22 protein-coding genes and 6 pseudogenes are annotated in these 21,651 nt (G+C 67.9%); 15 read left to right on the top strand and 13 right to left on the bottom strand.

Annotated features, from left to right (window positions below; translation table 11 throughout):
• Positions 1–516 precede the first annotated feature (516 nt).
• From ACFYXB_RS36575 to ACFYXB_RS36555, 5 genes and pseudogenes are all read right to left on the bottom strand, one after another.
• Complete coding sequence (locus ACFYXB_RS36575; RefSeq protein WP_389589337.1) at positions 517–984, bottom strand: GNAT family N-acetyltransferase; 468 nt, start codon at positions 982–984, stop codon at positions 517–519.
• 105 nt (positions 985–1,089) lie between these two features.
• Positions 1,090–1,215, bottom strand: a pseudogene (locus tag ACFYXB_RS36570) (IS630 family transposase); the annotation flags it as partial.
• A 33-nt stretch (positions 1,216–1,248) separates the two neighbouring features.
• The gene (locus tag ACFYXB_RS36565; RefSeq protein WP_389589336.1) at positions 1,249–1,980 is read right to left on the bottom strand and encodes an HAD family hydrolase; all 732 of its coding nucleotides are present in this window, start codon (positions 1,978–1,980) and stop codon (positions 1,249–1,251) included.
• Between the two features lie 12 nt (positions 1,981–1,992).
• Positions 1,993–2,316 (bottom strand): hypothetical protein, encoded by a 324-nt coding sequence (locus ACFYXB_RS36560; protein WP_389589335.1) that lies wholly within the window; start codon positions 2,314–2,316, stop codon positions 1,993–1,995.
• A gap of 13 nt (positions 2,317–2,329) precedes the next feature.
• Positions 2,330–2,692, bottom strand: a pseudogene (locus ACFYXB_RS36555) (transposase); the annotation flags it as partial.
• A gap of 2 nt (positions 2,693–2,694) precedes the next feature.
• On the opposite strand from ACFYXB_RS36555, the pseudogene ACFYXB_RS36550 reads away from it, so the two are divergent.
• Together ACFYXB_RS36550 and ACFYXB_RS36545 are read left to right on the top strand one after the other, a co-directional pair.
• A pseudogene (locus tag ACFYXB_RS36550) lies at positions 2,695–3,000 on the top strand (integrase core domain-containing protein); the annotation flags it as partial.
• A 121-nt stretch (positions 3,001–3,121) separates the two neighbouring features.
• Positions 3,122–4,207 (top strand): PQQ-binding-like beta-propeller repeat protein, encoded by a 1,086-nt coding sequence (locus ACFYXB_RS36545; protein ID WP_389589334.1) that lies wholly within the window; start codon positions 3,122–3,124, stop codon positions 4,205–4,207.
• 410 nt (positions 4,208–4,617) lie between these two features.
• On the opposite strand, the gene ACFYXB_RS36540 is transcribed toward ACFYXB_RS36545, so the two are convergent.
• Together ACFYXB_RS36540 and ACFYXB_RS36535 are read right to left on the bottom strand one after the other, a co-directional pair.
• Positions 4,618–5,271, bottom strand: a complete 654-nt coding sequence (locus tag ACFYXB_RS36540) for a hypothetical protein (RefSeq protein ID WP_389589333.1) — start codon at positions 5,269–5,271, stop codon at positions 4,618–4,620.
• Between the two features lie 196 nt (positions 5,272–5,467).
• Positions 5,468–6,535, bottom strand: a complete 1,068-nt coding sequence (locus ACFYXB_RS36535) for a hypothetical protein (protein ID WP_389589332.1) — start codon at positions 6,533–6,535, stop codon at positions 5,468–5,470.
• 174 nt (positions 6,536–6,709) lie between these two features.
• On the opposite strand from ACFYXB_RS36535, the gene ACFYXB_RS36530 reads away from it, so the two are divergent.
• The 6 genes from ACFYXB_RS36530 (at position 6,710) to ACFYXB_RS36505 (ending at position 11,262) form a co-directional block, all read left to right on the top strand.
• Positions 6,710–6,973, top strand: a complete 264-nt coding sequence (locus ACFYXB_RS36530; RefSeq protein ID WP_389589331.1) for a helix-turn-helix transcriptional regulator — start codon at positions 6,710–6,712, stop codon at positions 6,971–6,973.
• 168 nt (positions 6,974–7,141) lie between these two features.
• Positions 7,142–8,005, top strand: coding sequence for a DUF6083 domain-containing protein (locus tag ACFYXB_RS36525; RefSeq protein WP_389589330.1), 864 nt, complete (start codon positions 7,142–7,144; stop codon positions 8,003–8,005).
• 2 nt (positions 8,006–8,007) lie between these two features.
• Entirely contained in the window at positions 8,008–8,484 is a 477-nt protein-coding gene (locus ACFYXB_RS36520; protein ID WP_389589329.1) for a hypothetical protein, read from the top strand.
• Positions 8,481–9,989, top strand: a complete 1,509-nt coding sequence (locus ACFYXB_RS36515; protein WP_389589328.1) for a UvrD-helicase domain-containing protein — start codon at positions 8,481–8,483, stop codon at positions 9,987–9,989. The genes ACFYXB_RS36520 and ACFYXB_RS36515 overlap by 4 nt, the downstream gene beginning before the upstream one ends.
• A gap of 15 nt (positions 9,990–10,004) precedes the next feature.
• The gene (locus ACFYXB_RS36510) at positions 10,005–10,442 is read left to right on the top strand and encodes a hypothetical protein (RefSeq protein ID WP_389589327.1); all 438 of its coding nucleotides are present in this window, start codon (positions 10,005–10,007) and stop codon (positions 10,440–10,442) included.
• A 304-nt stretch (positions 10,443–10,746) separates the two neighbouring features.
• On the top strand, positions 10,747–11,262 hold the full coding sequence (locus ACFYXB_RS36505; RefSeq protein WP_389589326.1) for a hypothetical protein: 516 nt from the start codon (positions 10,747–10,749) through the stop codon (positions 11,260–11,262).
• 565 nt (positions 11,263–11,827) lie between these two features.
• Here the strand turns inward: ACFYXB_RS36505 and ACFYXB_RS36500 are convergent.
• Positions 11,828–12,985 carry a nuclear transport factor 2 family protein gene (locus tag ACFYXB_RS36500; RefSeq protein ID WP_389589325.1) on the bottom strand — a complete coding sequence of 386 codons (1,158 nt, stop codon included), beginning with the start codon at positions 12,983–12,985 and terminating at the stop codon, positions 11,828–11,830.
• 95 nt (positions 12,986–13,080) lie between these two features.
• Between ACFYXB_RS36500 and ACFYXB_RS36495 the strand changes: the two genes are divergently transcribed.
• Complete coding sequence (locus ACFYXB_RS36495; protein WP_389589324.1) at positions 13,081–13,983, top strand: LysR family transcriptional regulator; 903 nt, start codon at positions 13,081–13,083, stop codon at positions 13,981–13,983.
• 202 nt (positions 13,984–14,185) lie between these two features.
• A pseudogene (locus ACFYXB_RS36490) lies at positions 14,186–14,569 on the top strand (transposase); the annotation flags it as partial.
• Between the two features lie 279 nt (positions 14,570–14,848).
• Here the strand turns inward: ACFYXB_RS36490 and ACFYXB_RS36485 are convergent.
• Entirely contained in the window at positions 14,849–15,349 is a 501-nt protein-coding gene (locus ACFYXB_RS36485; protein ID WP_389589323.1) for a nuclear transport factor 2 family protein, read from the bottom strand.
• Between the two features lie 816 nt (positions 15,350–16,165).
• On the opposite strand from ACFYXB_RS36485, the gene ACFYXB_RS36480 reads away from it, so the two are divergent.
• Positions 16,166–16,387 (top strand): hypothetical protein, encoded by a 222-nt coding sequence (locus tag ACFYXB_RS36480; RefSeq protein WP_388510254.1) that lies wholly within the window; start codon positions 16,166–16,168, stop codon positions 16,385–16,387.
• A gap of 87 nt (positions 16,388–16,474) precedes the next feature.
• Here the strand turns inward: ACFYXB_RS36480 and ACFYXB_RS36475 are convergent, their stop codons facing one another.
• The 3 genes and pseudogenes from ACFYXB_RS36475 to ACFYXB_RS36465 form a co-directional block, all read right to left on the bottom strand.
• The gene (locus ACFYXB_RS36475; protein ID WP_059130479.1) at positions 16,475–16,678 is read right to left on the bottom strand and encodes a cold-shock protein; all 204 of its coding nucleotides are present in this window, start codon (positions 16,676–16,678) and stop codon (positions 16,475–16,477) included.
• 256 nt (positions 16,679–16,934) lie between these two features.
• On the bottom strand, positions 16,935–17,072 hold the full coding sequence (locus ACFYXB_RS36470; protein WP_389589322.1) for a hypothetical protein: 138 nt from the start codon (positions 17,070–17,072) through the stop codon (positions 16,935–16,937).
• Positions 17,069–17,801: pseudogene (locus tag ACFYXB_RS36465) on the bottom strand (MarR family transcriptional regulator); the annotation flags it as partial. The gene ACFYXB_RS36470 and the pseudogene ACFYXB_RS36465, both read right to left, overlap by 4 nt.
• Positions 17,802–17,889: 88 nt before the next feature.
• On the opposite strand from ACFYXB_RS36465, the gene ACFYXB_RS36460 reads away from it, so the two are divergent.
• The 4 genes and pseudogenes from ACFYXB_RS36460 to ACFYXB_RS36445 all read left to right on the top strand — a co-directional run bounded on the left by ACFYXB_RS36460 (position 17,890) and on the right by ACFYXB_RS36445 (position 20,603).
• Complete coding sequence (locus ACFYXB_RS36460; protein ID WP_389589321.1) at positions 17,890–18,975, top strand: integrase core domain-containing protein; 1,086 nt, start codon at positions 17,890–17,892, stop codon at positions 18,973–18,975.
• 58 nt (positions 18,976–19,033) lie between these two features.
• Positions 19,034–19,452 (top strand): annotated as a pseudogene (locus tag ACFYXB_RS36455) (IS5 family transposase); the annotation flags it as partial.
• Positions 19,453–19,520: 68 nt separating this feature from the next.
• Positions 19,521–20,117, top strand: a complete 597-nt coding sequence (locus ACFYXB_RS36450) for a hypothetical protein (protein ID WP_389589320.1) — start codon at positions 19,521–19,523, stop codon at positions 20,115–20,117.
• A gap of 36 nt (positions 20,118–20,153) precedes the next feature.
• Positions 20,154–20,603, top strand: a complete 450-nt coding sequence (locus ACFYXB_RS36445; protein WP_389589319.1) for a hypothetical protein — start codon at positions 20,154–20,156, stop codon at positions 20,601–20,603.
• Positions 20,604–20,919: 316 nt separating this feature from the next.
• On the opposite strand, the gene ACFYXB_RS36440 is transcribed toward ACFYXB_RS36445, so the two are convergent.
• Complete coding sequence (locus tag ACFYXB_RS36440; RefSeq protein ID WP_389589318.1) at positions 20,920–21,402, bottom strand: hypothetical protein; 483 nt, start codon at positions 21,400–21,402, stop codon at positions 20,920–20,922.
• Positions 21,403–21,651: the final 249 nt, after the last annotated feature.

The raw sequence follows: 21,651 nt of genomic DNA, 5'->3' as shown, positions 1-21,651 counted from the left end.
CGCACGACGGCGCAGCTCAAGCGGGTACTGGGAAGGACGTGCCATAACTCGATCCTCTCAAACGATCGAGTCCCTACCGAACCCGGAACGGTTCAAAACGGGTGTAGAGGCGCGGGCAGCTTGTGCCTGGGCTGCCTTCTTCCTGCGGACCACCACCCGGAGCTGCCCGGCCACCGCGACGATTGACAACACGGAACGGGCGGCGTCGTGATCACGACGCCGCCCGTTCCGTCGGTGCGTCAGCGGCACTTTCGTCGGTGCTCCTCCATTGGGCCGGGGCGCGTGTCCACGGTTGGACCCCTCTCTGTCAAAGTAGATCGAGTCAGGCATACTGGATGATTCATTGAGTCGAGGGCGGAGAAGGAGTAGTGCCCGGGTGGCCAGCAGGGATGACCACGGGACCCCTGACCCGCAGGTGGAGTCATTGTCAATTCCTGTGGATCAGATTTCCTGCTGCGGCTGGATGCGGCTCGTGTCGTTTGTCGTAGCAGCAGATCTGGCGCGACAGGCGTGTACTCAGAGGGTCTTCTCGAGCCAGTGCCGGATGTAGGGGTTCGTGGTGTACGGGGCAATTTCGATGTACCCGGAGGCGGCGTAGAGGCCCCGGGCTTCGATGAGTTCCTCCATGGTGTCCAGCCGTAGCCGGGTGTGGCCAAACTTGCGGGCCTCAGCTTCGACGGCAGTCAGCAGGCTCCGGCCGATCCCTTGGCCGCGGAACGCAGGGCGCACGAACATGCGCTTGATCTCGCCGACGCCTGGGGACAGCGCCCGGATGCCAACGCAGCCCGCCGGGCTGCCGTTGACCCTCGCCAGAAGGAGCAGCCCGCCGGGTGGGACCAGTCCCGTGCCTGCCGCCGGTGCCTCGGTTTGATCGTGCAGCAGCGGACCACTCCAGCGTTGGAAGAGCTCCTGCTGATATTCCTCCAGCAGTTCCCGGGCGTCATCCGTGTCGACGGGCTCGGCGTTGATATTGGCGTTGCCCACCGGTCCCTCTTTCGCATCAGTCGTTCTTCGCACAGTGGGACTGCGTGCGACACAGCGTCCAGGGGTCTCCAACCAGCAGTCGGCCCTCGCCGGTCTCGTGCCACATCAGGCAACGGTCGCGCTGTTGGCGACCCCGCGTAGGTGCTCGTCCTGGGCGTGCTTGTTTCGCCAGACGATGTAGCGGCTGATCATGCTGCCCTGTTCCGTGTGGCTGGCGTGGTCGGTGCCGTCGGGTCGCTCACTTACGACGGCCGTGAGGGCCGGTCAGGCGTTCGTGCGTGAGAGGTGCTCGGGGAGGTCGGTGAGCTGTTCGATGCGGAGGACCGTCTCATCTGCCGTTGGCGATGGTCCTCCGGTGACGAAGTCGATGCCGCGGTCCAGCCAGATACCGGTGAGCCCGGCGAGGGCGGCTGCGTTCACGTCGCTCTCCAGCATGTCGCCCACGTTGACCGCCTGCGCGGGGTCCGTCCGCATCCGCCGGCAGGCGGTGGCGTAGGCGACGGGCTTGGCCGCACCGAGCTCGGTCGGGGTCAGGACGGCTTCGAAGTACTCGAGGAGGCCGAAGCGGGCGAGTTTGGCGCGTTGCTGCTCGGGGTCCCCGTTGGTGAGAACAGCCAGACGCGGTCCTCTGGGAAGCCGTTTCAGGGTCTCCAGGCATGGCCGGACATCGAGATAGCACCGCCAGGACTCCTCGAACACGGTGAGGTAGCGCTCGGTGATCCAGATGTCCAGAAGGCCGGGACTTTCAGGAACCGGCTCGCCGAGCATGGGCAGGAAGGAACGGAGCCTGCGTCGGTGGTGCTCAGCGAAGGAGCACTGACCAGCCAGGTATTCCCGCATGTGCCGCCCCTCCAGCGTCCACCACAACGTCACCAGCTCCTCTGGTGGAGCCGTCGCGTTCGGCGCGGCCCGGACGATCTGGCCGATCGCTTCCAAGACCGCGCTTCGATGATCGACCAGGGTGCCGTCCAGATCGAAGAAGATCACATCTGCCACAGGATGATCATCTCATGGCGCCTGTTCCAACTTCGAGATGATGCGGGCCTGTTGAGCCCTTGAGCCGTTCGACCGCTGCGAGCTCGTGGTCGAGGGGATCGGCGGTGGTGGTCGAGGTGACGATTCGTCCTGGTAGAGACCGTCGGCATGGTGGTCTCCAGGGACGGCGTTCGGCTGGATCTGGAGGAGGGTGGTGTCGGCGAGGGTGGTGAGGAAGTAGATGCCGAGGCAGTGGCTCTCACGTTCGGTGAAGGCCACGGCGAGTCGGTCGGCGAGCAGGCTGGACAGTTCCCTGGCCGTGTCGGCGTTCGTGCCGAAGGCGCCGAAGACGGTCATCGTTGCATTTTCCTCAGGCCGCGTGGTTCTCGGTGCGTTCGACCAGCCGACCGCTTTCGAAGCATGCGCCGGCGCGGACGAGCGGGACCAGATGGGCTCCGGTGATCGCCCGCCAGCGGGCCTGGGCGGACTCGACGAGCTTGAACACCATCGCCAAGGCCGCGGCCGGGCTGCCGGCGCCGCGAGTGACCCTGGTGCGGAGCTTGACCGTGGAGAACGTGGACTCGATTGGGTTCGTGGTCCGCAGGTGGATCCAGTGCTCGGCCGGGAAATCGTAGAACGCCAACAGCTCGTCGACCTCGTCAGAGATCTTCGCGACGGCCTTGGGGAACTTGGCTCTGTAGGTCTTTGCGAACGCCTCGATCGCCCTCTCGGCGTGAATACCGGCATGACTTCCCGGACCGCTTCGGCTCCCTCGAGGACGCCCGAGCGTGGTGCACCCGCTTCTTCACCTGGTACAACGAGGAGCACCGCCACTCCGGGATCGGCCTCCACACCCCCTACGACGTGCACTTCGGCCTCGCCGAACAGCTCCGCGAGATGCGTGCCGACGTCCTCCAGGCCATCTACGCGAAGCACCCCGAGCGCTTCGTCCGCAAGCCGCCCGAGCCGCCGAAGCTCCCCGAAGCGGCCTGGATCAACAAGCCGGCACCAGACGGCCCACTGATCCCGGCACAACGTTAGAACGATCTACCTGCCTTGATCCTTTTGACAGGTTCCGGGAGGAGCCCATGGCGATGCCAAGAGCTCAGCATCGACCTCAGCCCACGCCTCGTCGACACGAGCTGCTCCCGCCATCGAACCAGTGGCGGCTCTGCGGCCGAAGGGATGGGGCTTGTGGGAGAGGAAGCCGACCGTCGCCACGCGCCGCGACGGCGACGGCGACCTCCCCTCCTGTGCCGGTACCGGGGAGGTTCTTGTGTGCACGGAGGTCGGTGTGGTGGCCGAACGGGTCGATGTCGCCTCCGGACGGGTCCTGTGGAGCCAGCCGTACACAGGCCTGTCCGTACAGGCGGGCTCGGTCGTGGGGTTCATCGGAGACACGGTCCTGATCGACGACACCCGGGGCGATGATCAGGGCAAGGAAGGGCTCATAGGCTTCGACGTCAAGACTGGTGACCAGCTGTGGTCAACCCGGGCGGTAGCGCCAAGTTTCAGCCTTCAAGAGTCCACGGTCACAACGGTTACCCCGCCTGTGCACGGAAACGGCCGGATCGACCGCCGGGACGCACGAACGGGAAGACTGGTCGTGTCCAGAACTTTTCCCGCCGACGAGCTCTGCGCCGTCTTCGGTGGCGATGACGGCGCGCTGTATCTGCTGAAGTACGGGGAAGAAGGCTTCATCACGTCCGTCGCTGTCCTTGATGCCGCCACGATGCGCACCACGAAGGTTCTCGCCACATTCGACGAGGACCCCGGTAAGCCGCTCACGGCCGACAGCAACACAGTGTCCTTCCTGCGCGATGGGCAGAGCGTTACCCGCGTCACCAGGGCGGATGGAAGCACGGAACGTCCTCCCCTCCGGGGCGCCCCAGAAGGCCCTGCCCGCGTGCAGGGCAACACGCTCTACCTCAGCCGGGCGGACGGCGCGCTGGCCTCGTACGACCTACGCACGGGCCAGCGGAACTGGAGCGTAGAAACGGGAGGCGAGTCTCCCGCGCGTCCGGTGCTTGCCGGCGGCCGGCTGTACAGCTTGGCGAGTGACGGGCGGATCACCTGTCTCGACGCCACAACGGGCGAGACCGTGTGGCGCAGCGCCACACGACGCGACCCGAACACGAGCGTCGCGACTTACCATAGCTTGCACCCGGAACCTGCGGTGCTGCACGGCGTGGTGTACGCGGGATCCACCACGGGATCGATCTTCGCGGTCACGCCGCCCACAGCGTGAGCGTGCGCAAGGAGAAAAGTGATCCATGCGGGAGCTTGATGCCGTTGTCAGTGATAGACACCAGGACGATGTCAACTCGCCAAGCCCAGATTGCCGCTGTCGACCGAAATGGCCTCCCGTGTCGGCATGCCCACCCTGCTCGGTCTTGCCGCTGTAGCCGTCCGCGGCCGGGTCACGACCCCGGCATCAAGGACCAGCCGCTGCCGATTTCTTGCCCGGCCAACTCTGCACTGGCCAGCTGGTCGTTCGAGTCGGCCGTGAAGGCATCCGGCGCGCGTTGCGCAGGGCCGCGCACTTCGGCCAGGACGGGATCGATTCAGCAATCAGCCGGTTGGCACCGCCTGCCGCACTTGTCCAGCCGTATGTACGCCGGGCCGGCTGCCGCGGCAGCGGCAGCGTGCCGCCTGGTTTTACTCGGCCTGCTCGGACTGCGCCTCGTCCTGGACAGGTGCAGTCGTCTGCTCGGCCGCGTTGGGGGCGGTGTAGTAGACGGAGGCGCCCTGCTTGGTGCGCTGGGCCTGGCTCTTGGCTACGAGGTTTTCGAGGGTGGTGCGCACGACGGTGGTCTTGACGCCGCGCTCGGGGTGGGCCGTGTCGAGTGCCGTGGCAACCTGCGCTGCGGAGATCGGTTCGCTCTGCTCGGTGAGGTGGCTGCGGATGAGTTCGACCAGCGTGGGCTGGGACGCCTTCGCGGCTGAGGCCTTGCCCACGGGCTTCTTGACGTCGGACTTCTTGGCTGCCGTCCGGTCCTGTGCGGCGTCGGTCTTCTCCGCCCGCGTCCGCTTGCCGGCGCCGGGCTCACCAGCGTTCTTCGTGCGGGGAGCGGGCACGGCGGTGCTGTCCGGGGCGGCCGCGGGCTGCACCGGCGTGGGTGAAACGCCAAGAGCCTGCTGCACGTTGACCAGCACGGAGTGGTCATGCTGCAGGGCGGCCAGCTGCTCCTGCAGTGCGGCGATGTCTGCGCTGATGCGTTCCTGCTCCTTGGCATTGCGTTCGAGGTCGCTGGTCACCTGAGCGGTGTACTGCGACGTCAGCTCGGTGGTTGTCGTTGTGCTCCCCGACATGGTGTTGACCTTTCTCGGTCTTCCTGGCTTGGTCTGCCAGGTCTGCGGCGCAGGGAGAAAGCCCCAGCGCGTGTGTTCCCGGGCCGGCGTTTGAAGGCAGCGGCGGTCACTGCTGTGAATTGCCCGGCATAGAGATAGTACGGGTGAGTGACGTGTGTTGTGTCTCTTGAGCGATGTCTTTGGCTCGAGCTGAGCTTCAGGGCCGGTGCACGTGGTGCTGTCTGGGATGTACTGCAGAGTGGGTCGGTGGTCGCTCGTGAGGGAGTTGCCACAGGACTTCGTCGGTGTCCCGGTGGTGGTGCCAGGCGGTTAGGGCGCGGGTGGTCGTCAGCCGGTCGAGTAGCTCTGCGGTCTGGTGGGGGGAGTGTCCGCTCAGGTGGGCGAGGACGTCCATCTCGGCGTGGTGGTGGACCTGGGCGGAGGTGTGTGCGGCCAGCACGAGTGCGGTCAGTCGTACCGCGGGTGGTGCGGTGCGCGGCAGGAGCAAGGGCACCGGCCGCAGAGCCCAGTGGGCGGCGCGGCGGCGTGCCCTGCCACCGGGAGCCTGGTCCAGGACCGCTTCATCCAGCAGCCGCACCTGTACGGGCGCCGACTTGAGGTCGGGCAGTTGGAGCCAGTTGGTGTGGGCGAGTTCCTGCCACAGTTCTGGCCGTCCATACAGGCGCATGCCGCGCAGCAGGCCCGAAGGCAGCCGGACATGTCCGAGAGTGTTGACGCGCAGGGCGCATTGCAGGGCCAGCAGCCGGGCGGCAGGGGAGGTGAACCGGGGGAGTGCGGCGGCGAGGTAGGTGAGCATCTCCCGCACGCGCAAACGCTCCGCGGATCCCAGTGTGGGTCTGCTGGGTGACGGAGTCGGTAGGCGGCCGGAAGGACGCGGCTGGCGGTGGCCGAGTAGCGTGTCCGGTACGGCCGCGGTGTGGCTGGTGGCTGCCACGCAGGCGGCGCATGCATCGGCCAGCCGCCAGGTGCGGCCGCTGCGGTCGCGGGTGAGGGCGAGCAGCACTGGGCCGGCGCAGCCGCGGTGACGCGGATGCCACAAGCAGCCCCGCTCCCGGCACTGGCAGGTCCGCAGATACCCCGGCAGTACGTCGGCGCGGGCGTGGCAGGCCAGGTGCTCCAGCGCGGCAGACCGCGCGGACGTGGCCGTGACCGGCGGGGTGCGCACGGTGCAGTGCCGACAGACGAGACTCGGGCCGCCCGCCCGCGGACGCAGTTCCACCGTCCAGATACGCCGCACTGCCGCGTGCGCGCCGACAAGCCTCATCGGCTGGTTGACCTCCCTGTCCGTCTACACCGCGAGCCTGGTGCCTCCCTCGGAGGACACGCGGGAGGGACGCACGGAAGTGCAGATAACCGCACCGCAATGTCACTCCCGCTCCCGCGGATAGTGCAGAAGTCTGCACTGACAGGGCAGGGGTCTGCACCGTCGGATGGTGGGGTGCCGATCTTGCCGCCCGACCCCAACCTCACCGCCCTGCGTGTGACGCTGGCGCGACTGAGGAACGAGCGCGGCTGGACCTTCGACGAACTCGCCGAGCGCAGCGGCCTGGCCCGGCGCACCCTCATCGATCTCGAACACGGCCGTACCACAGGCAGCGTCACCACCTGGCACGCCCTCGCCCACGCCTTCGACGTGCCCATCGAGCACCTTCTCGGGGCGCTCTGCGATGACCACACTCGGCCTGGAGCAAAGGGCAACTGAGGCCCGCCTCTCCGCACCTCCTGCCACGCGCAAATCATCCGAACCGGCGAGCAGCCCGCGAATATCTGTACGCCTCCTCGCGTGCGTGTTCGCCCCCGTTGGGCCGTTCGCAGGACAGACCCGTCGCCACGTCGGCTACTCCGGCGCGTCGCCTGGCACGGTGCCCGCATGTGCCCCAACAACCGCGCCTCAACCGGCTGCCACTGGGACAGCAGCCCCCGCCCCACACGCCACCCCCGCCCCCTGCGGGGGGCCGCCGCCAGCCCCAGCCGCCTGCTACGCGCCGGCCAGAGCGGCCGCTGCCGCCGGTGCGGCAACCGCATCGACCTCTACCAGCGCGCCGACCAGCGCCCCATCGCCCTGCACCCAGCCGAAGTGGTTACAGCAGAGGTCCCGGACTGCTGCCGCTGGCACCTCAGCGGCGGTATCGCCTATCCCCACGGCGACGGCAGCGCCTGGTGCCGCATCCCACATGTAGTGCTCTGCCCCGGCAGCGCCCCCACGGCCCGGATCGGCCTCCACCTTGAGGCGGTACGCCGCCAACTCGCTCTCCGCACCCGCCGCCTGATCGACACCGGCGCCCTCAACCCCGCACCGCCCGCCGATGACGCCCCTGCCGCCGACGCCTCCGCCCCTGGCCGCCCAGTCGTGCAGATGCTTCTGTCCCGCTACCTCGCCGACAGCCCCCTCGAGGACATCCGCTGCGTGGCCCAGACCCGGCACCGGCGCCGCTGCCCCCATCCCGTCCTTGCCACCACCGGCCCGGCCGGAGCCTGGACACTGCTGCCCACCGGCCCCCAACGCGGCCAACTGACCCTGCCCGACGCATTGATGGCGGTCTACGACCTTGGCCACCTGCCCTACGCCGAGCAGGAACGCTGGCGCGCCCAGCGCTGCCCCGCGCACGCCGCCGTCCGTGGCGCCGCCGATCTCGCCCTGGCCGGCTGGCAGGTCTTCGACCCCCTCCTGCACGCAGCGCACATCCGCACCCACCTGCCCCACCCCCCGGCCAGCCATCCCAAGGACGGGTGACGATGCCGCACCACGCCCTCGAGATCATGCTGACCCGCCCCCTGACCACGGACGAACTTCACCACGCTGCCCGCACCTGGCCGCTCGCGGCCAATCACGACGCCACCCGCCTGATGGCCCTCATGAGCGCCAAAATCCCCGACCGTGCCGCGCACCGCCTACGCCGCCGCCTCAGCACCCAGCTGCCCATCGACGTGATCACCAGCTACTACCCAGACGCGCACGGCAAGGTCCTGCTCAACGTCGCCTTCCCGCCGGCCACGCGCACCGCTCTCAAGGCCGCAGCCCGTCTCGCAGGACAGACACCCGAACGCTTCGTGGAACGGACCCTCCACAGCGCCCTGGCCGAACACGCCGACGAGGAAGCCGACCGCCTCGACCGCGAGCTGCGCCGACTCCTCACCCACACCACACCCGCCCACCTGCTCTCAGCCGTCGGGCACGCGCTCACCCGGCTCCCCGAAGGACCCACCCCTTGAACCCGACCGACGAACAGACCGCAGCCGCCGACGCCTTCCACGCCGGCGACCACCTGGCCCTGCAGGCCGGCGCGGGCACCGGCAAGACCACCACCCTCGCCCTGCTCGCCCGCACGACGAAACGCCGCGGCCGCTACCTCGCCTACAACCGCGCCATCGCCCAGGACGCCACCGCCCGCTTCCCACGCACCGTCCAGTGCAAGACCGCCCACGCCCTCGCCTACGCCGCCGTCGGTCACCGCTACACCCGCCGCCTGAACGCCCCCCGCCGCCCGGCCTGGCAGACCGGACACGCTCTCGGCATCACCAAAGCCATCCGCATCGGCAACCACGAGATCTCGCAAAAGGCCCTCTCCAACACCACCTTGCGCACTGTGGCCAGCTTCTGCCACACCGCCGAGGACACGATCACCCGCCACCATGTCCCACACCTGCGCGGTCTCGAAGACGCAAAACTGCACAGTGAACTCGGCGCCCACATCGTGCCCTTCGCCCGCAAAGCCTGGGCGGACCTCCAACACCCCGATGACGGCTGCGTCCGCTTCGACCACGACCACTACCTGAAAATCTGGGCCCTCACCCGGCCCAGCATCGACGCCGACTTCCTGCTCCTGGACGAAGCCCAGGACACCAACCCCGTCGTCGAACAGATCTTCCTCAACCAGCGCAGCCACGCCCAGCTCGTCATGGTCGGCGACTCCGCCCAGGCCATCTACCACTGGCGCGGCGCCAAAGACGTCATGACCGGCTTCGACGGCACCCACCTTGCTCTGTCCCAGTCCTTCCGCTTCGGCCCCCACCTCGCCCGCGAAGCCAACCGCTGGCTGCACATCGCAGGCGCCCCCATCCGCCTCACCGGCACACCGGCCGTGCCCACCGAACTCGGCCCTGTCGCCTGCCCCGATGCGGTCCTGTGCCGCACCAACGCCGGCGCCATGGCCCAGGCCATGGCCCTGATGGCAGGCGGACACCGTGTTGCTTTGGCCGGGGGAGGAGACGGCCTGCGCGCCCTTGCCCTGGCCGCCCAAGATCTGAAGGAAGGTCGCCGCACCACCCACCCCGAACTCCTCCTCTTCCCCACCTGGGGAGAGCTGCAGGACTACGCCGCCCACGATCCGGCCGGACGCGACCTGCAACCCCTGGTCGACCTCGTCGACAAGCACGGCACCGACGCCATTCTCGAGGCCGTGGCCTCACTTGCTCCCGAGCAGCACGCCGAGGTGACCGTCTCAACCGCGCACAAGGCCAAGGGACGCGAATGGGCCCGCGTGAGAATCGCCGACGACTTCACCCCACCGAAGGACAGCGACCAGAAAGACGACAACGGACGCGCCATTCCCGGGCCGATCGACGACAGCGAGGCACGCCTCGCCTACGTAGCCGTCACCCGCACCCGTCAGCGCCTGGACATGGACGGCCTGTCGTGGATCGACCACCACCCGGATGGAAATCCCACAGCCGGTAACAGGCCCCGCATGCCCGGCCGCCATGGGGATCAGAGGTAGCTGCGGAACCGCACAATGACCACGGAGGAGCCTTCGCGCGGGCACAGTCCCCCTGCACGACAGCTGCCAGACCAGCTGCACCTGGTCGGACCGGGCTGGCATCCTCTGCTCCTGCGGCTGCATGAACAACTCCTCGCCCTTGACCCGGGCTATCAGGTGGACGACCTGAAGGAGAAGCTCGGCGCCGCTCGCATCCGGATCACCGGCACCTCGGCCGCGTGCGCGGAGGTACAAGCTCGTGTCACCGCCGCCGAAGAGCAATCCACGACCGTCTGCGAGTTCTGCGGAGCACCTGGACATCGCAGAACACGCAGTGATGCCATGGCAGGCTGGATCAAAGCGGTATGCGACGACTGCCACCGTGCTTGGTCCCACCACTCCATCATGATCATCAACGGTTCCGTACACAGCCGGGAGACCGGACAGGGGTATCGACCTTGGAGTCCCCAGTAGCACCTGAGAGCAGGTGTTCACGCGCACCCGCCCGCAGGTGTACCAAGCGTGCGGCGGTGTCTCGGTAAGGCACACAGAGGCCACCTCGCCCGCCCGGTTGCCTTTGTGGGTCACCGTCTGAATGTCACTCAACTCTGCGGAAAAACATGGGACTTCGGAAAAGCTTGGTCACGCAGCGGTAAGGATTGCGCAGGTCGCTTCTTGTTCACCCAACGGGTCTACTCGCATAGACCCGGGCGGTGGTGTCATGCCGTCAGCCGCCCGGAACCCCACTGTCCGGGCCGACCCTGCGGGAGAACCCCACATGCGTCGCTTCACCGCCACCACCTGCGCCCTGGCCCTCGCGGCCGCCGGTCTGATCGCCGCCTCGGCCGGCACCGCTCAGGCTTCGACCTGCTCCCACGCTTACCTGCCGCTGCCCGACTCCTCCTGCACGCCCGGCGCCTACAACTCGGACGTCACCCAGTCGGACATCCACAGCACCATCTGCGTGTCCGGCTGGACCGCCACCGTCCGCCCCCCGACGTCCTACACCAACCCCCTCAAGGCCCAGGGCATCACCGACTACGGCTACTCCGACACCAACATGGCCGACTACGAGGAAGACCACCTCGTCCCCCTCGAACTCGGCGGCGCGCCCCGTGCCACGGGGAACCTGTGGCCCGAGCCCTACTCCGGCTCCCAGACCGCGCACTCCAAGGACGGCGTCGAGACGAAGCTGAAGAACGCCGTCTGCGCCGGCGCCATCACGCTGTCCTCCGCCCGCAGCGCCATCAAGAACAACTGGACCACGGCCCTGCAGGTCACCGGAATCGGCTAACCCCTGCCAACCGCCGGGACATCCAGGCCACACGTGCTGGATGCCCCGGCAGCAAGTGTCGAGTTCGCTTTGCCCGTCCCGCCGTGCTCCTTGCATGCGGGGCGGGTACTGGAGTCTGCCCGGCTGATCGCACGTGAGCGGGCGGCCTGGTGTGAGCCGCTGTTACGCACTTTCGGGTGACGGCCGGGGTGAGGCGGGGTGGCGGATCGTGCGCACGGGTGGCACGGGTCAGACCCCGCAGAGCAGGCCGGCCTGGCGAGGCGTCAACCTGATGCATTCAGTGAGTAAATGGTCCAAGCAGTCAAGGGTTGTGACGGTATGGATGATCCGTAACGTAGTTCACGGATTATCTAGATTCGCTGCGTCTGGGCTGCACAGTGTGAACGCGGGGCCTTCCCGGCCCCGCATCCGCACATCGCATCGCTCGTCGCGGCCGTCAGGCCGCGTGGGGCATGCTCGCAGGGGTGTTCACGAGTGGGGCTGACGTGCGGCGACAAGAGGCTCTGAAGACCGTTCCCCGTGTGCGTAGCGATCGTTCCCCGGGGACAGGGATCGGTTCCCGATCTCAGGAGTGGCGGTGATACGCCTTGTTGGCGATGCGCCAGCTGTCGTCGGCGCGGATCAGCAGGAAGATGTCGGTGAACGTGTCTGCGCCGTGCGAGAGCGTCATGGTGGCGGTCGCGACGGTGCCGTGGACGTCGATGGTGTCGATGCGGCGGGTGCGGGCCGGTGCGTCCGGGGCCGGCTGGCCCTGGAAGAGGGTGCAGTACTCGTCCAAGGGCCAGGAGACGAATGCGCCGTCTCGGATCCCTTCAATGTGGGCGGTGGGAAGGAACGCGTCGCGGAAGTGGGTGGGGTCGCCGGTGGCGTGTCCGCGGATGTAGGCGCGGAGCGGTTCGAATACGGCGTCGTTCACGGCGGGGACCGTGGCGGCGACGGCGATGTCGGCCTCGGGGGTGGCAGGGGTGTCGGCCAGGCCCGTTGCGCTGCGCAAAGGGGTGTCCGACGCGGCGGCCAGCAGTGCCATGTCCTTGGCCAGCGCGCCGATCGTGAATTCGGCCATGGCAGCGGTTGGCTCATCGAGGAGGAAGTGTCGCTTGCGGGCCACGAGCCCGCCGAGCTGGCCGAGTTCGAGGATGTCCAGCGTCTGGGTACGGGGCAGGCCGAGGGCGTCGGCTTGCCGCAGTGAGTCACGCAGTGCGAGGACGGCGCCGGCGAGGCTGTTGTTGGCGATCAGCTTGAGGGCGGCGGCGGTGGAGGCGTCGTCCGCGCGCCGGACGGTGCCCAGCGTCTCCAGAACCGGTCGGACTCGGTCGAGTGCGTTCTGGTCTGCGGCGGCGAGGATTTGCAGGGTGCCGGCGGCAGCAGCCGGCACCGAGCCGAGCAGGGGCGCGTGGACGTAGGACGGGCCGAGTTGCCGGGCCAGCCTCGATGCTTCGGCGGGGGCGATGGTGCTGGTGTTGAGCACGATCGTGTCCGTTCGCAGTGAGTCACGGACGTCGTCGAGGACTTGCTGGCAGGCCGGGCCGTCGAAAAGCGCCAGGAGTACAAGGTCGGCCTGCGCCACGGCCTCGTTCGGGTCGCCGGTCATCTTGACGGTGCTCGATGTGCGCCCTGAGCGGGTCCAGCCGACGACGTCCCAGTCCTGGGCAGCCAGGCGTGTCGCGATCGCGCCGCCCATGCGCCCCAGACCGAGGACGGCGATTGTGTGCGGTGTGGTCATGCGCGCCACAGTGGTGCACCTCGATGGATGCGACAAGCGCAGATTTCGCATGCTCTCCATGCCGGGCCCGCATACCAACTGGGCATACTGCCGCCATGGATCTGACTGTGTGGCGGGCCTTCGTGACTGTGTGCCGGGTCGGATCGCTGTCGGCGGCGGCAGCCGAGCTGAATCACACGCAGTCGGCCGTCTCCCGGCAGATCGCCGGGCTGGAGCGGCAGCTCGGCGTGCCTCTGATGGAGCGCCATGCGCGTGGTGTGCGTCCGACACCGGCCGGTGAGGTGTTCCGGCGCCATGCCCTGGCCACGCTCAACGAGGCCGACCGCGCCGTTCGCGCGGTACGAGACGTTCGCGACGGGGTGGGTGATCGGCCCCTGGCCATCGGAGCGACGCCGTCTCTCGCCGCGGGGATCGTCCCTGAGGCCGTCCGGGGCCTGCTGAGGCAGGCCGGATCCATCCGGTGGAGCCTGCTCCCCGGTCTGAGCGCACAGTTGCACGGCCGCGTGATCGCCGGCGATCTCGACATCGCCGTCGTCACCGACGCTCCGCCGGGGCTGGCCGTCGACCCGCGGGCCGAACGCCGGTTCCTCGGGCTGGACGAGATGGTCGTCGTACTGCCCGCTGGCCATCCGCGGGCCGGGTACGGGCCGGTGCGCATTGAGGCGCTGGCCGACGAGACCTGGGTCGAGGACAACGACGGCTCTGCGGCGCTCCTGCGCCAGCATGCCGCCCGCGCCGGAGTCAGCGCCCGCATCGACCTCGCCGCGGCCGATCTGCCCGGCAAGCTGGCCCTGGTCGCCACTGGTCATGCCATCGCGTTGATCCCCGGAGTGCTGACGAGCGCGCTGCGGGCCGATGTCACCGCAGTCGGCCTTGCGGATCCCCCGACCCGCCGCGGTATCTACACGATCCCGCAGGGTCGGCAGCACGGCTGGTGCGGCGTTCGTGCCTTCGCCGTCACCACATTGGAGCGCCCCGGCCGTTGGCGTGGCCGATAGCCCCCAATCTCGCGAAGCTATCGCCGTCGAAGCGACCTACGGCGCCCGCACGACTACCGCAACCCCCTTCCCGGCCTCAGCGGGAAGGCTGGCTGGGTTGCTCCAGCGACTGAAGGCCCTGGGCCGTCAGCGCCGCTGACCGACGGCACGGTTGCTGGTTACGACCGGGGGAGGCAATGACACGCAGCCACCCCCAGACGTGGTCTACACCGCTCCGACCGAGGACGCCGCGACCGAGCGGTTCATCGAGTTCAGTGACGCATGGGGCAAGAAGTATCCGGCGATCGTGAAGTTGTGGGAGAACGCCTGGGCCGAGTTCGTTCCTTTCCTTCAATTCGATACCGAAATAAGGCGAGTTGTATGCACGAAGAACGCCATTGAGAGCGTGAACGCTCGGATCCGCAAGGCCGTCCGCGCTCGCGGGCACTTTCCGAACGAGCAGGCAGCGATCAAGTGCGTCTACATGGCAATCATGAGCCTGGACCCGACCGGCCAGGGCCGCAAACGCTGGTCACAGCGGTGGAAGGCCGCCCTGAACGCGTTCGAGATCACCTTCGACGGCCGACTCTCCGCCGCCCGCCGCTGAACCCCAACAACCCCAGAAACACCGAAGACTTTACAGACCCTCGTCTTGGCATGAGCGAGACGACACGCGATCTCGCGCATAGCAGTGCCGTCATTTCTCGGGCTCTGGCACAACTTCTGTGAAGCGGCCACTTCGCGTCACGTAGCGAATGCCGCCTGCACCGCCTCTTGCGCCCCTCGGTTCGGCCCTCGGGGGCTCGGGCGCACCTGGCCCACCTGTTGACGCAACCGGATGTGCATTCCGCGTCTTGACCAGCAAGACCCGTGATCCCCTGTGTGGTCAGGACGTGACCTTCTCCCGCAGGAATCGGGTGACCTCGGTGAATTCGGCCATGGGTAGGCCTTCGGCGGCGATCAGACCAACCTGGGTGAACACTGCGGCCTGGTCCCAGTAGAGCCGTTCGCTCGCCATCAGGCCGTCGCGGAATTTCACCATCGCCACCAGCGGCACTTCGACGGTCCGTCCGGTCGGTGCGAGTCCGGGCAGCAGGAAGGGGATCTCCTGGTCGTGCGGCATCCGCATGATGATCTCCTCGACGAGGAAGTCGCTGCCCACCGACCGGTCCACCGTCTCAGTGATGGTGTTCTGCGGAATGCCAGGAATGAAGATGTCGCGGTAGTAACCCCGTAGGTATTTCTTGCCGAAACCACCGCTCATCGTCGGCAGATGCATCACACTGGCGTCCTCCACCATCGTGGCCACTGCCAGGTCCGCGTCCTTGACCACGAACTCGTACGCCGTGTGCTGCTCCCACAACGCGACCATTTCCTCTTGGTTCACGATGTCTCCTCCAGAGATCCGTACCATCGACGGGGCTCCTTGCCGATCAGCCCCCAGCCGACCAACGAACACCGCCGCGGACGGGATGCGACCATGCGTCACCCGGCCGTACGAGAGCTGTTCCGGGTGGCACGGGCTTGCCGCACGCCCGCCCCTTCCGAGCCCGGGACCCGCCTCGCGACCGGCCTTCCGTCACCTCATGAGTCGCGTCTCGTGGGTTGCCCAAGACGACGACGGAGCGCTCAGCGTGAGAGCACCACAAAAGCTGAGCCAGAGCCATTTCTCGTGAACATCCACGAGCGAGTTGATCACTAAATGCTGTTGAAACTCCTCAACAAACGCTGCTGCTGAAGATGAACAAAGCCATCGCACTCACCGCGCACCGGGGCCGACGACCCGCACCGAGTACCGACACCCTTGTCGCCCCCGGACGGCGCGTCAGCTGATCAAGACCAGCGCATTCCCAGCGCCGACAGCTCCTCTATCCGCTGCGGTGCCAGCTTCGCTTTCCGGCTGCGGCTGTTGGCGATGAACACTCCGAGCGTGTGCTCGTGGCCGTCGACTGATGGTCTGCGGGGGAGTGTCAGTTGAACCTCGTCATCTGAGCGTCAGTGGCGCAGGCGCGGCGACCTGGTCGATGGCGCTGACGGGTGATGCTCACCCGTTGCTGACATGAGTGACGAAAGATCATGTCATTCTCACGCCGACCGCCACCATGGGTGAGCTCGGCGAGGAGCTCCTGGGCGAGCGCGGCTGGCGAGTTCGGCCAGGCCCGCAGCCGTAACGCACGAGACGGCCGCCCGTACGATGATCAGTGTGACAGTCCACCGAACTCTTGGCACCGGCCCCCAGGCTTCCGCGGACAGCATCCGCGCTGCCCAGGCCGACCTTCTCGACGCGCTGCCCGGTGTCCACCTCCCCGACCTTGACGAGTTGCGGGCCCGTGGAGCGCTCGGCGCCCAGCCCGCGCCGCCGGCTCCGAGCCCGCGCCGCGCTCTCGGAGCCGGCGTCCGCGGGGACGAGGACCCGACCGGTTGATGTCGGTCAGCCCGGAGTGCTCGCGGCCGGCTGCCAGACACGGAGGCCCGGCACCGTCCACGGTGCCGGGCCTGTTCGGGAGCTGGGTCAGATGACGCGGATGTTCTCCGCCTGGGGGCCCTTCTGGCCTTGGGTAACGTCGAACTCCACGTGCTGGCCCTCCTGCAGTTCGCGGAAGCCCTGAGCGGCAATGTTGGAGTAGTGGGCGAAGACGTCCGGGCCGCCGCCCTCCTGCTCGATGAAGCCGAAGCCCTTCTCCGCGTTGAACCATTTCACGGTGCCCTTGGCCATGTCTGTCTCCTTCGAGGGGGTTTGGGCCTGCACGGTGCGGGCCCGGAGGTAATCGCCCTGGTCCGGAGTGGGCTGCACAGCAAAGCGCCCGCGGGCAAGGTGTCCACGGGCGCACGACTTCGGAACCACGACTGCTCTGTGGATAACGCTAATGCCTCTGCTGGGGCACTGCTAGACCGAAACGCTGCCAGCCCCATGGGCTTGGCCGGCGGCACGGCCCTGGCTGGCCCACTGGACCGGCCAACACCCGCAAGGGCTACGCCCAGGACTGGGCGAGCTGGACCACGTTCTGCTCCGAGTCCGGGGTGCCGCTGCTCGCCCTCACCCCCGGCACCCTGGTGATGTTCGTCGAGTGGCTGTGGGGCCAGCCCGGTTGGAAGAAAGGGACGTTCACCGCGCCGTCCACTTGAGCATCAGGGCGGTGGTGGAGGGCGTCGGCCCCACCCGCCAGCGCTGGCAGGACCGGTGGCGGGTGGGGCCGGTGGGTGTGTACGTGGCTGTCTGTCGGTGGTCTGGCCGTGGTTCAGGTGGTGGTGTCGGGGGTTGTTTCGGGCTTGGTGTGGAGGATTTCGCGGGCCTGTTCGGCGGCGCGGGCGGTGCTTTCGGAGACGAAGTCGAGGAAGCGGGCGATGTTTTCGAGGCGGGTGGCGGCGGGAGTGCCGGCGCGGAGGACGGGGACGCCCTGGCGTGCGGTGTCGACGACCTGGGCGATGGCGCGGACGCTGGCCATCATGGACTGGTAGTAGACGTCGTCGTCGACGATGTAGCGCTCACGTCGGCCTTCGCCGCGTTCCCGGCGGACGAAGCCCTGGCTCTCGAGGAACGCGATCGCCTTCGAGATGGCCGCCGGGCTGACCTGGAGGCGTTGGGCGAGTTCGGCCGCCGTGAGGCTGCCGGTGTCGGTGAGGATGAGGCAGGCCGCCACCCTGGACGACATCATCGTGGGCATGCCCGAAGCGATCATGACGGTGGTGAACACTTCCTCGTACTCGCGCACTTCTTCGGCGTCGCGTCCGTAGGGCTGCGGAGGTGTCTGCGGGTCCCGGGGCGCGGCCTTCTTGCGGCGGTGGGCGCGGTGTTCGGTGGCGCGGTGGGCCACTTCTGCGCGGTAGCCGGTCGGACCTGTCCCGCTCGGAAATACGATTCTGGGTCTGGCCTGCAGCTTCTCCCCGCAGGGCGGCGGCCTGCACAGCGCCTGGGACGATCTGTCGATGCCACTGTCGATCGTCACCGCGCTGGTCCGCGATCTGATCAAGGTGCCCGCTGCCGTGCTGCGCAGCCGCGTGGCCGTGGATGCGGAAGTCTTGGCGTTACGGCACGAGAACGCGGTGCTGCGCCGCCGGATTGCCCGGGTCCGCTACGAGCCCGCCGACCGGATCTGGCTCGCTGTCCTTTCCCGGCTGGTCCCGCAGGAACGCTGGCGCCACGTATTCGCTGTTACGCCGACCACGCTGCTGGCCTGGCACCGGCAACTGATTGCGCGGAAGTGGACGTTCTCTCAGCACCGCCGCCTCGGCAGGCCGTCCGCCGCGCCCACCGTCAAGCAGCTCATCCTGCGCCTGGCCAAGGAGAACAGTACGTGGGGCCACCGCCGCATACAGGTCGAACTCGCGCGCCTGGGCTACTCGATCGCCCCGTCCACGGTCTGGGAGATCCTGCACGCGGCCGGCATCGATCCCGCTCCGCAGCGCTCCGGCCCGACCTGGCGTGAATTCCTCACCGCCCAGGCCCACGGCATCCTCGCCGCCGGCTTCCTCCACATCGACACCATCTCGCTCAAACGCCTATACGCCCTGGTCTTCATTGAGCACGACACGAGACGCGTCCACCTCGCCGGCGTCACCGCCCATCCCACCGCCCGGTGGACCGTCCAACAGGCCAGGAATCTCACCATGACGCTGGGGTGTCGGACGGACTCCCTGCGCTTCCTCCTCCGCGACCGGGACAACAAATACACCGCCGCTTTCGACGCCGTCTTCCAGGCCGACGACGTGGAGATCCTGCTCAGCCCGCCTCGGGCACCGAAGGCGAACGCGATCTGCGAGCGAGCCGTGGGCACCCTGCGCCGCGAAGTCCTCGACCGGATCCTGATCTACAACGAGGCCCACGCCCGAGTGGTCCTGACCGGGTACATCCGGCACTACAACCGGCATCGTCCCCGTCAGGCTCGGCGACAACTATCCCCGGACAGCACTGAACCGCCCGCCCCGGCCACCGCCACCGACCTCCAGGCCCACCGGATCCGACGACGGCCGGTCCTCGGCGGCCTGATCAACGAGTACCGCCACGCTGCCTGACCGAATGGCATCGCCGCAGCGCACAGCATCGAATCGTATTTTCGAGCGGCACAGGCCGCTGACGGGACCGAATCCGACTGACCGGGGCAAGAACGGATCGAAAATCCACCTCATCACCGACCGGAACGGGCTGCCCCTGTCCCTGGGGATCTCCGCGGCGAACATGCACGACAGCCTCGGCCTTCAGCCGCTGGTCTGTGGAATTCCGCCCATCCGTTCCCGGCACGGCCCCGCCGCCGGCGTCCCGCCAAGCTCCATGCCGACAAGGGGTACGACTACGACCACCTGCGCCGCTGGCTCCGCCACCGCATCGCCCGCAAAGGCATCGAATCGTCCGCCCGGCTGGGTCGACACCGCTGGGTCGTGGAGAGAACGGTTTCCTGGTTGGCCGGGTGTCGGCGCCTGCACCAGCGCTACGAGCGCAAAGCCGAGCACTTCCTCGCCTTCGTCGGCATAGCCGCCGCCCTCAGCAGCTGAGCCCTGCCAGGCCTGCTGTGTCGGTGGCACCCCATAGGGTGCGCGCAACGTCTCCGAGGAGGAGTCCCGTGGGATTTTCGGGTCACCTGGTCTTTGCCCGTAGCCAGAGTCCGCTGCTGGAAGCACCTGTGTTCGACAGCGTCAAGCAGGCGCTGAAGAACACCGTGCACGCGTGGCGGCCGCGATCGGGCGGTTGGCAGACCCTGCAGTTTGATCACGGACTATGGGAGGACGGTTACCTGTCCGCCCTGGTCGAATCGACCGGCGCACCGGCCTGCGTCGCCGACGTATCCGATAGCGACATCGCCCTCGTGACCGGACTCGGAACCGACGGGCAGCGTTGGCAGGCGTGGCTCAACCTGGACGCTGCTGCGGCACTCCTCGCCGAGGAACCCGAGGACCTGGACGACGTCAGCCTGTGGGTGGGAACACCCCAGTTCGACAAGGCTGTGAGGTGCAAGCGCGCGGAACTCGAAGCTGATGTCCCAGCCGATGCTGAAGGCGCCCTCGTCTGGGCTGCTGCGGCCGGCGTCCGGGCAACGGCAGACCGGACGCGGCTCGAGGAGTTGCTGCGCTCACGGGAGACTTTCGTCGAGGACCTCTTCGGCGCATTGCTGGACGAGTTGGGCTTTCCCCAGGCCACCAAGCCCTCACCACAGCCATAAGAAACGGCGTCTAACCCCGATCGGGTAGAGCTGCCCTTGGTCGTCGGACGGGTCGCCGTCCGGCACGTCTTTGACCAGCACACCCTGGACGGCGCCGCCGTCCGCGCCGCCCTGCTCGACCTGGTCGTCCAGCTCGGGCTCCTGCTACGCCGGCGCGAACAGGTCGCCCGCGCCGTCACGTTGACCCTGCGGTTCGCGGGCGGGACGTCGTGGGCGAAGACGCGCCGGATGCCGGAGTCGTCCGCGCACGACGACGACCTGCGCACCGTCGCCTACCAGTTGATGGACGCCGCAGGCCTGCAGCGCGGCCGCTTGACCAGCCTCGTCCTCAGAGGCGAGGACCTGGTATCGGCGCCCACCGGGTCGCCCGGCAGATCAGCCTGGGCGGTGCCCGCGAGGCCCGTCTGGTCGCCGAGGCCGCGATGGACCGCGTCCGCGCCAGGTACGGGCCCGCCGCCGTCTTCCCCCGCGCCTCCTGACCGCTGACAGCATCCCTGGAGGTGAGCGCTTGTGATCCTCAACCCGCCGGGCCTGACACCGGGCTCAGCCGAGAGATTCCCGCACTGGCGTCGCGGGCTGCCGCTTTCGTATGGAACAAGACTCAGCCCAACCCGAACACGGGCGATGAAGACGAGGATGGCGACACCAGAAGCTGATGCTTGATCCGCAGTGGAACGGGCGTCGTTGTACGGAAACCGGGCGTCTGATCTCGACTCCTTGAACGTTTCGGCGAATGGTGTGCGATGCCGAGGCGGGTTGGGGTGGGTGGGTTCGGCGCTGCTGGTCGGCGTCGGCGGTGGGGTCAGTTTTGACGGTTGGGTAGGGGGCTGGAGCAGGTGGCGCGTCCGAAGGCGCCGGTGGCGGTGGCGCTTTGGGCGTGGTGGCCGCGGATGGCGAGGGTGCAGCGGGCGGTGCCGCCGTGCTCGTCGAGGACGAGGCTGATGAGGGGGTCCTGGCCGAGGGGTACCTGGACTGTTTTGTGCCAGGGCAGGCGGCTGTCCTGCACGACGGTGGCTTTGCCGGTCTCGCTGCGGGCCTGGTAGGTGAGGTCTGCGGTGCCGGTGCCGGTGACTTCGTAGGTCACGGCGGTGGTGGGGGTGTGCTTCTTGGGGGCGCTCTCGTTGTCGCCGTCGGTGCCGAGGACGCCGTACAGGACGAGTCCGCCGCAGGCGGCGAGTACGGCGGCGGCGACGAGGAGGCCGGCGCGGTCGGGGCGCTTGTTGCCGGGCCGATCGGCAGGGTCGGCTTCCGTAGCGGATTCCGAGTTTCTTTTCTCCTCGCTCATGAAGCTTCCTTTTGTCTCGGACGGCCCGTAAGTGGGGGCCGTGAATTGAGATGTCCGGGTTTTCTTTCTTTGTGTGTCCGCGGCGCTCCGGGCCGGAACCGGGCCCTTATACACGACGCCATACCGTGGTTTCCAATGCCCGGACAAATCGGACGTCGAAATTGAGTCACCGATGAAATGCCGGAATTGCGTGATCGCTTGACGTGGCGTCATCTGTGCGACTAGAACCGCCGCGCCCTGACGTCCAGC

Source organism: Streptomyces sp. NPDC002619 (assembly GCF_042889305.1).
In the GTDB taxonomy this organism is placed as follows: domain Bacteria; phylum Actinomycetota; class Actinomycetes; order Streptomycetales; family Streptomycetaceae; genus Streptomyces.
The sequence above is the reverse complement of the archived record's forward strand: the minus strand, read 5'-3'. Positions and strand labels throughout refer to the sequence as shown.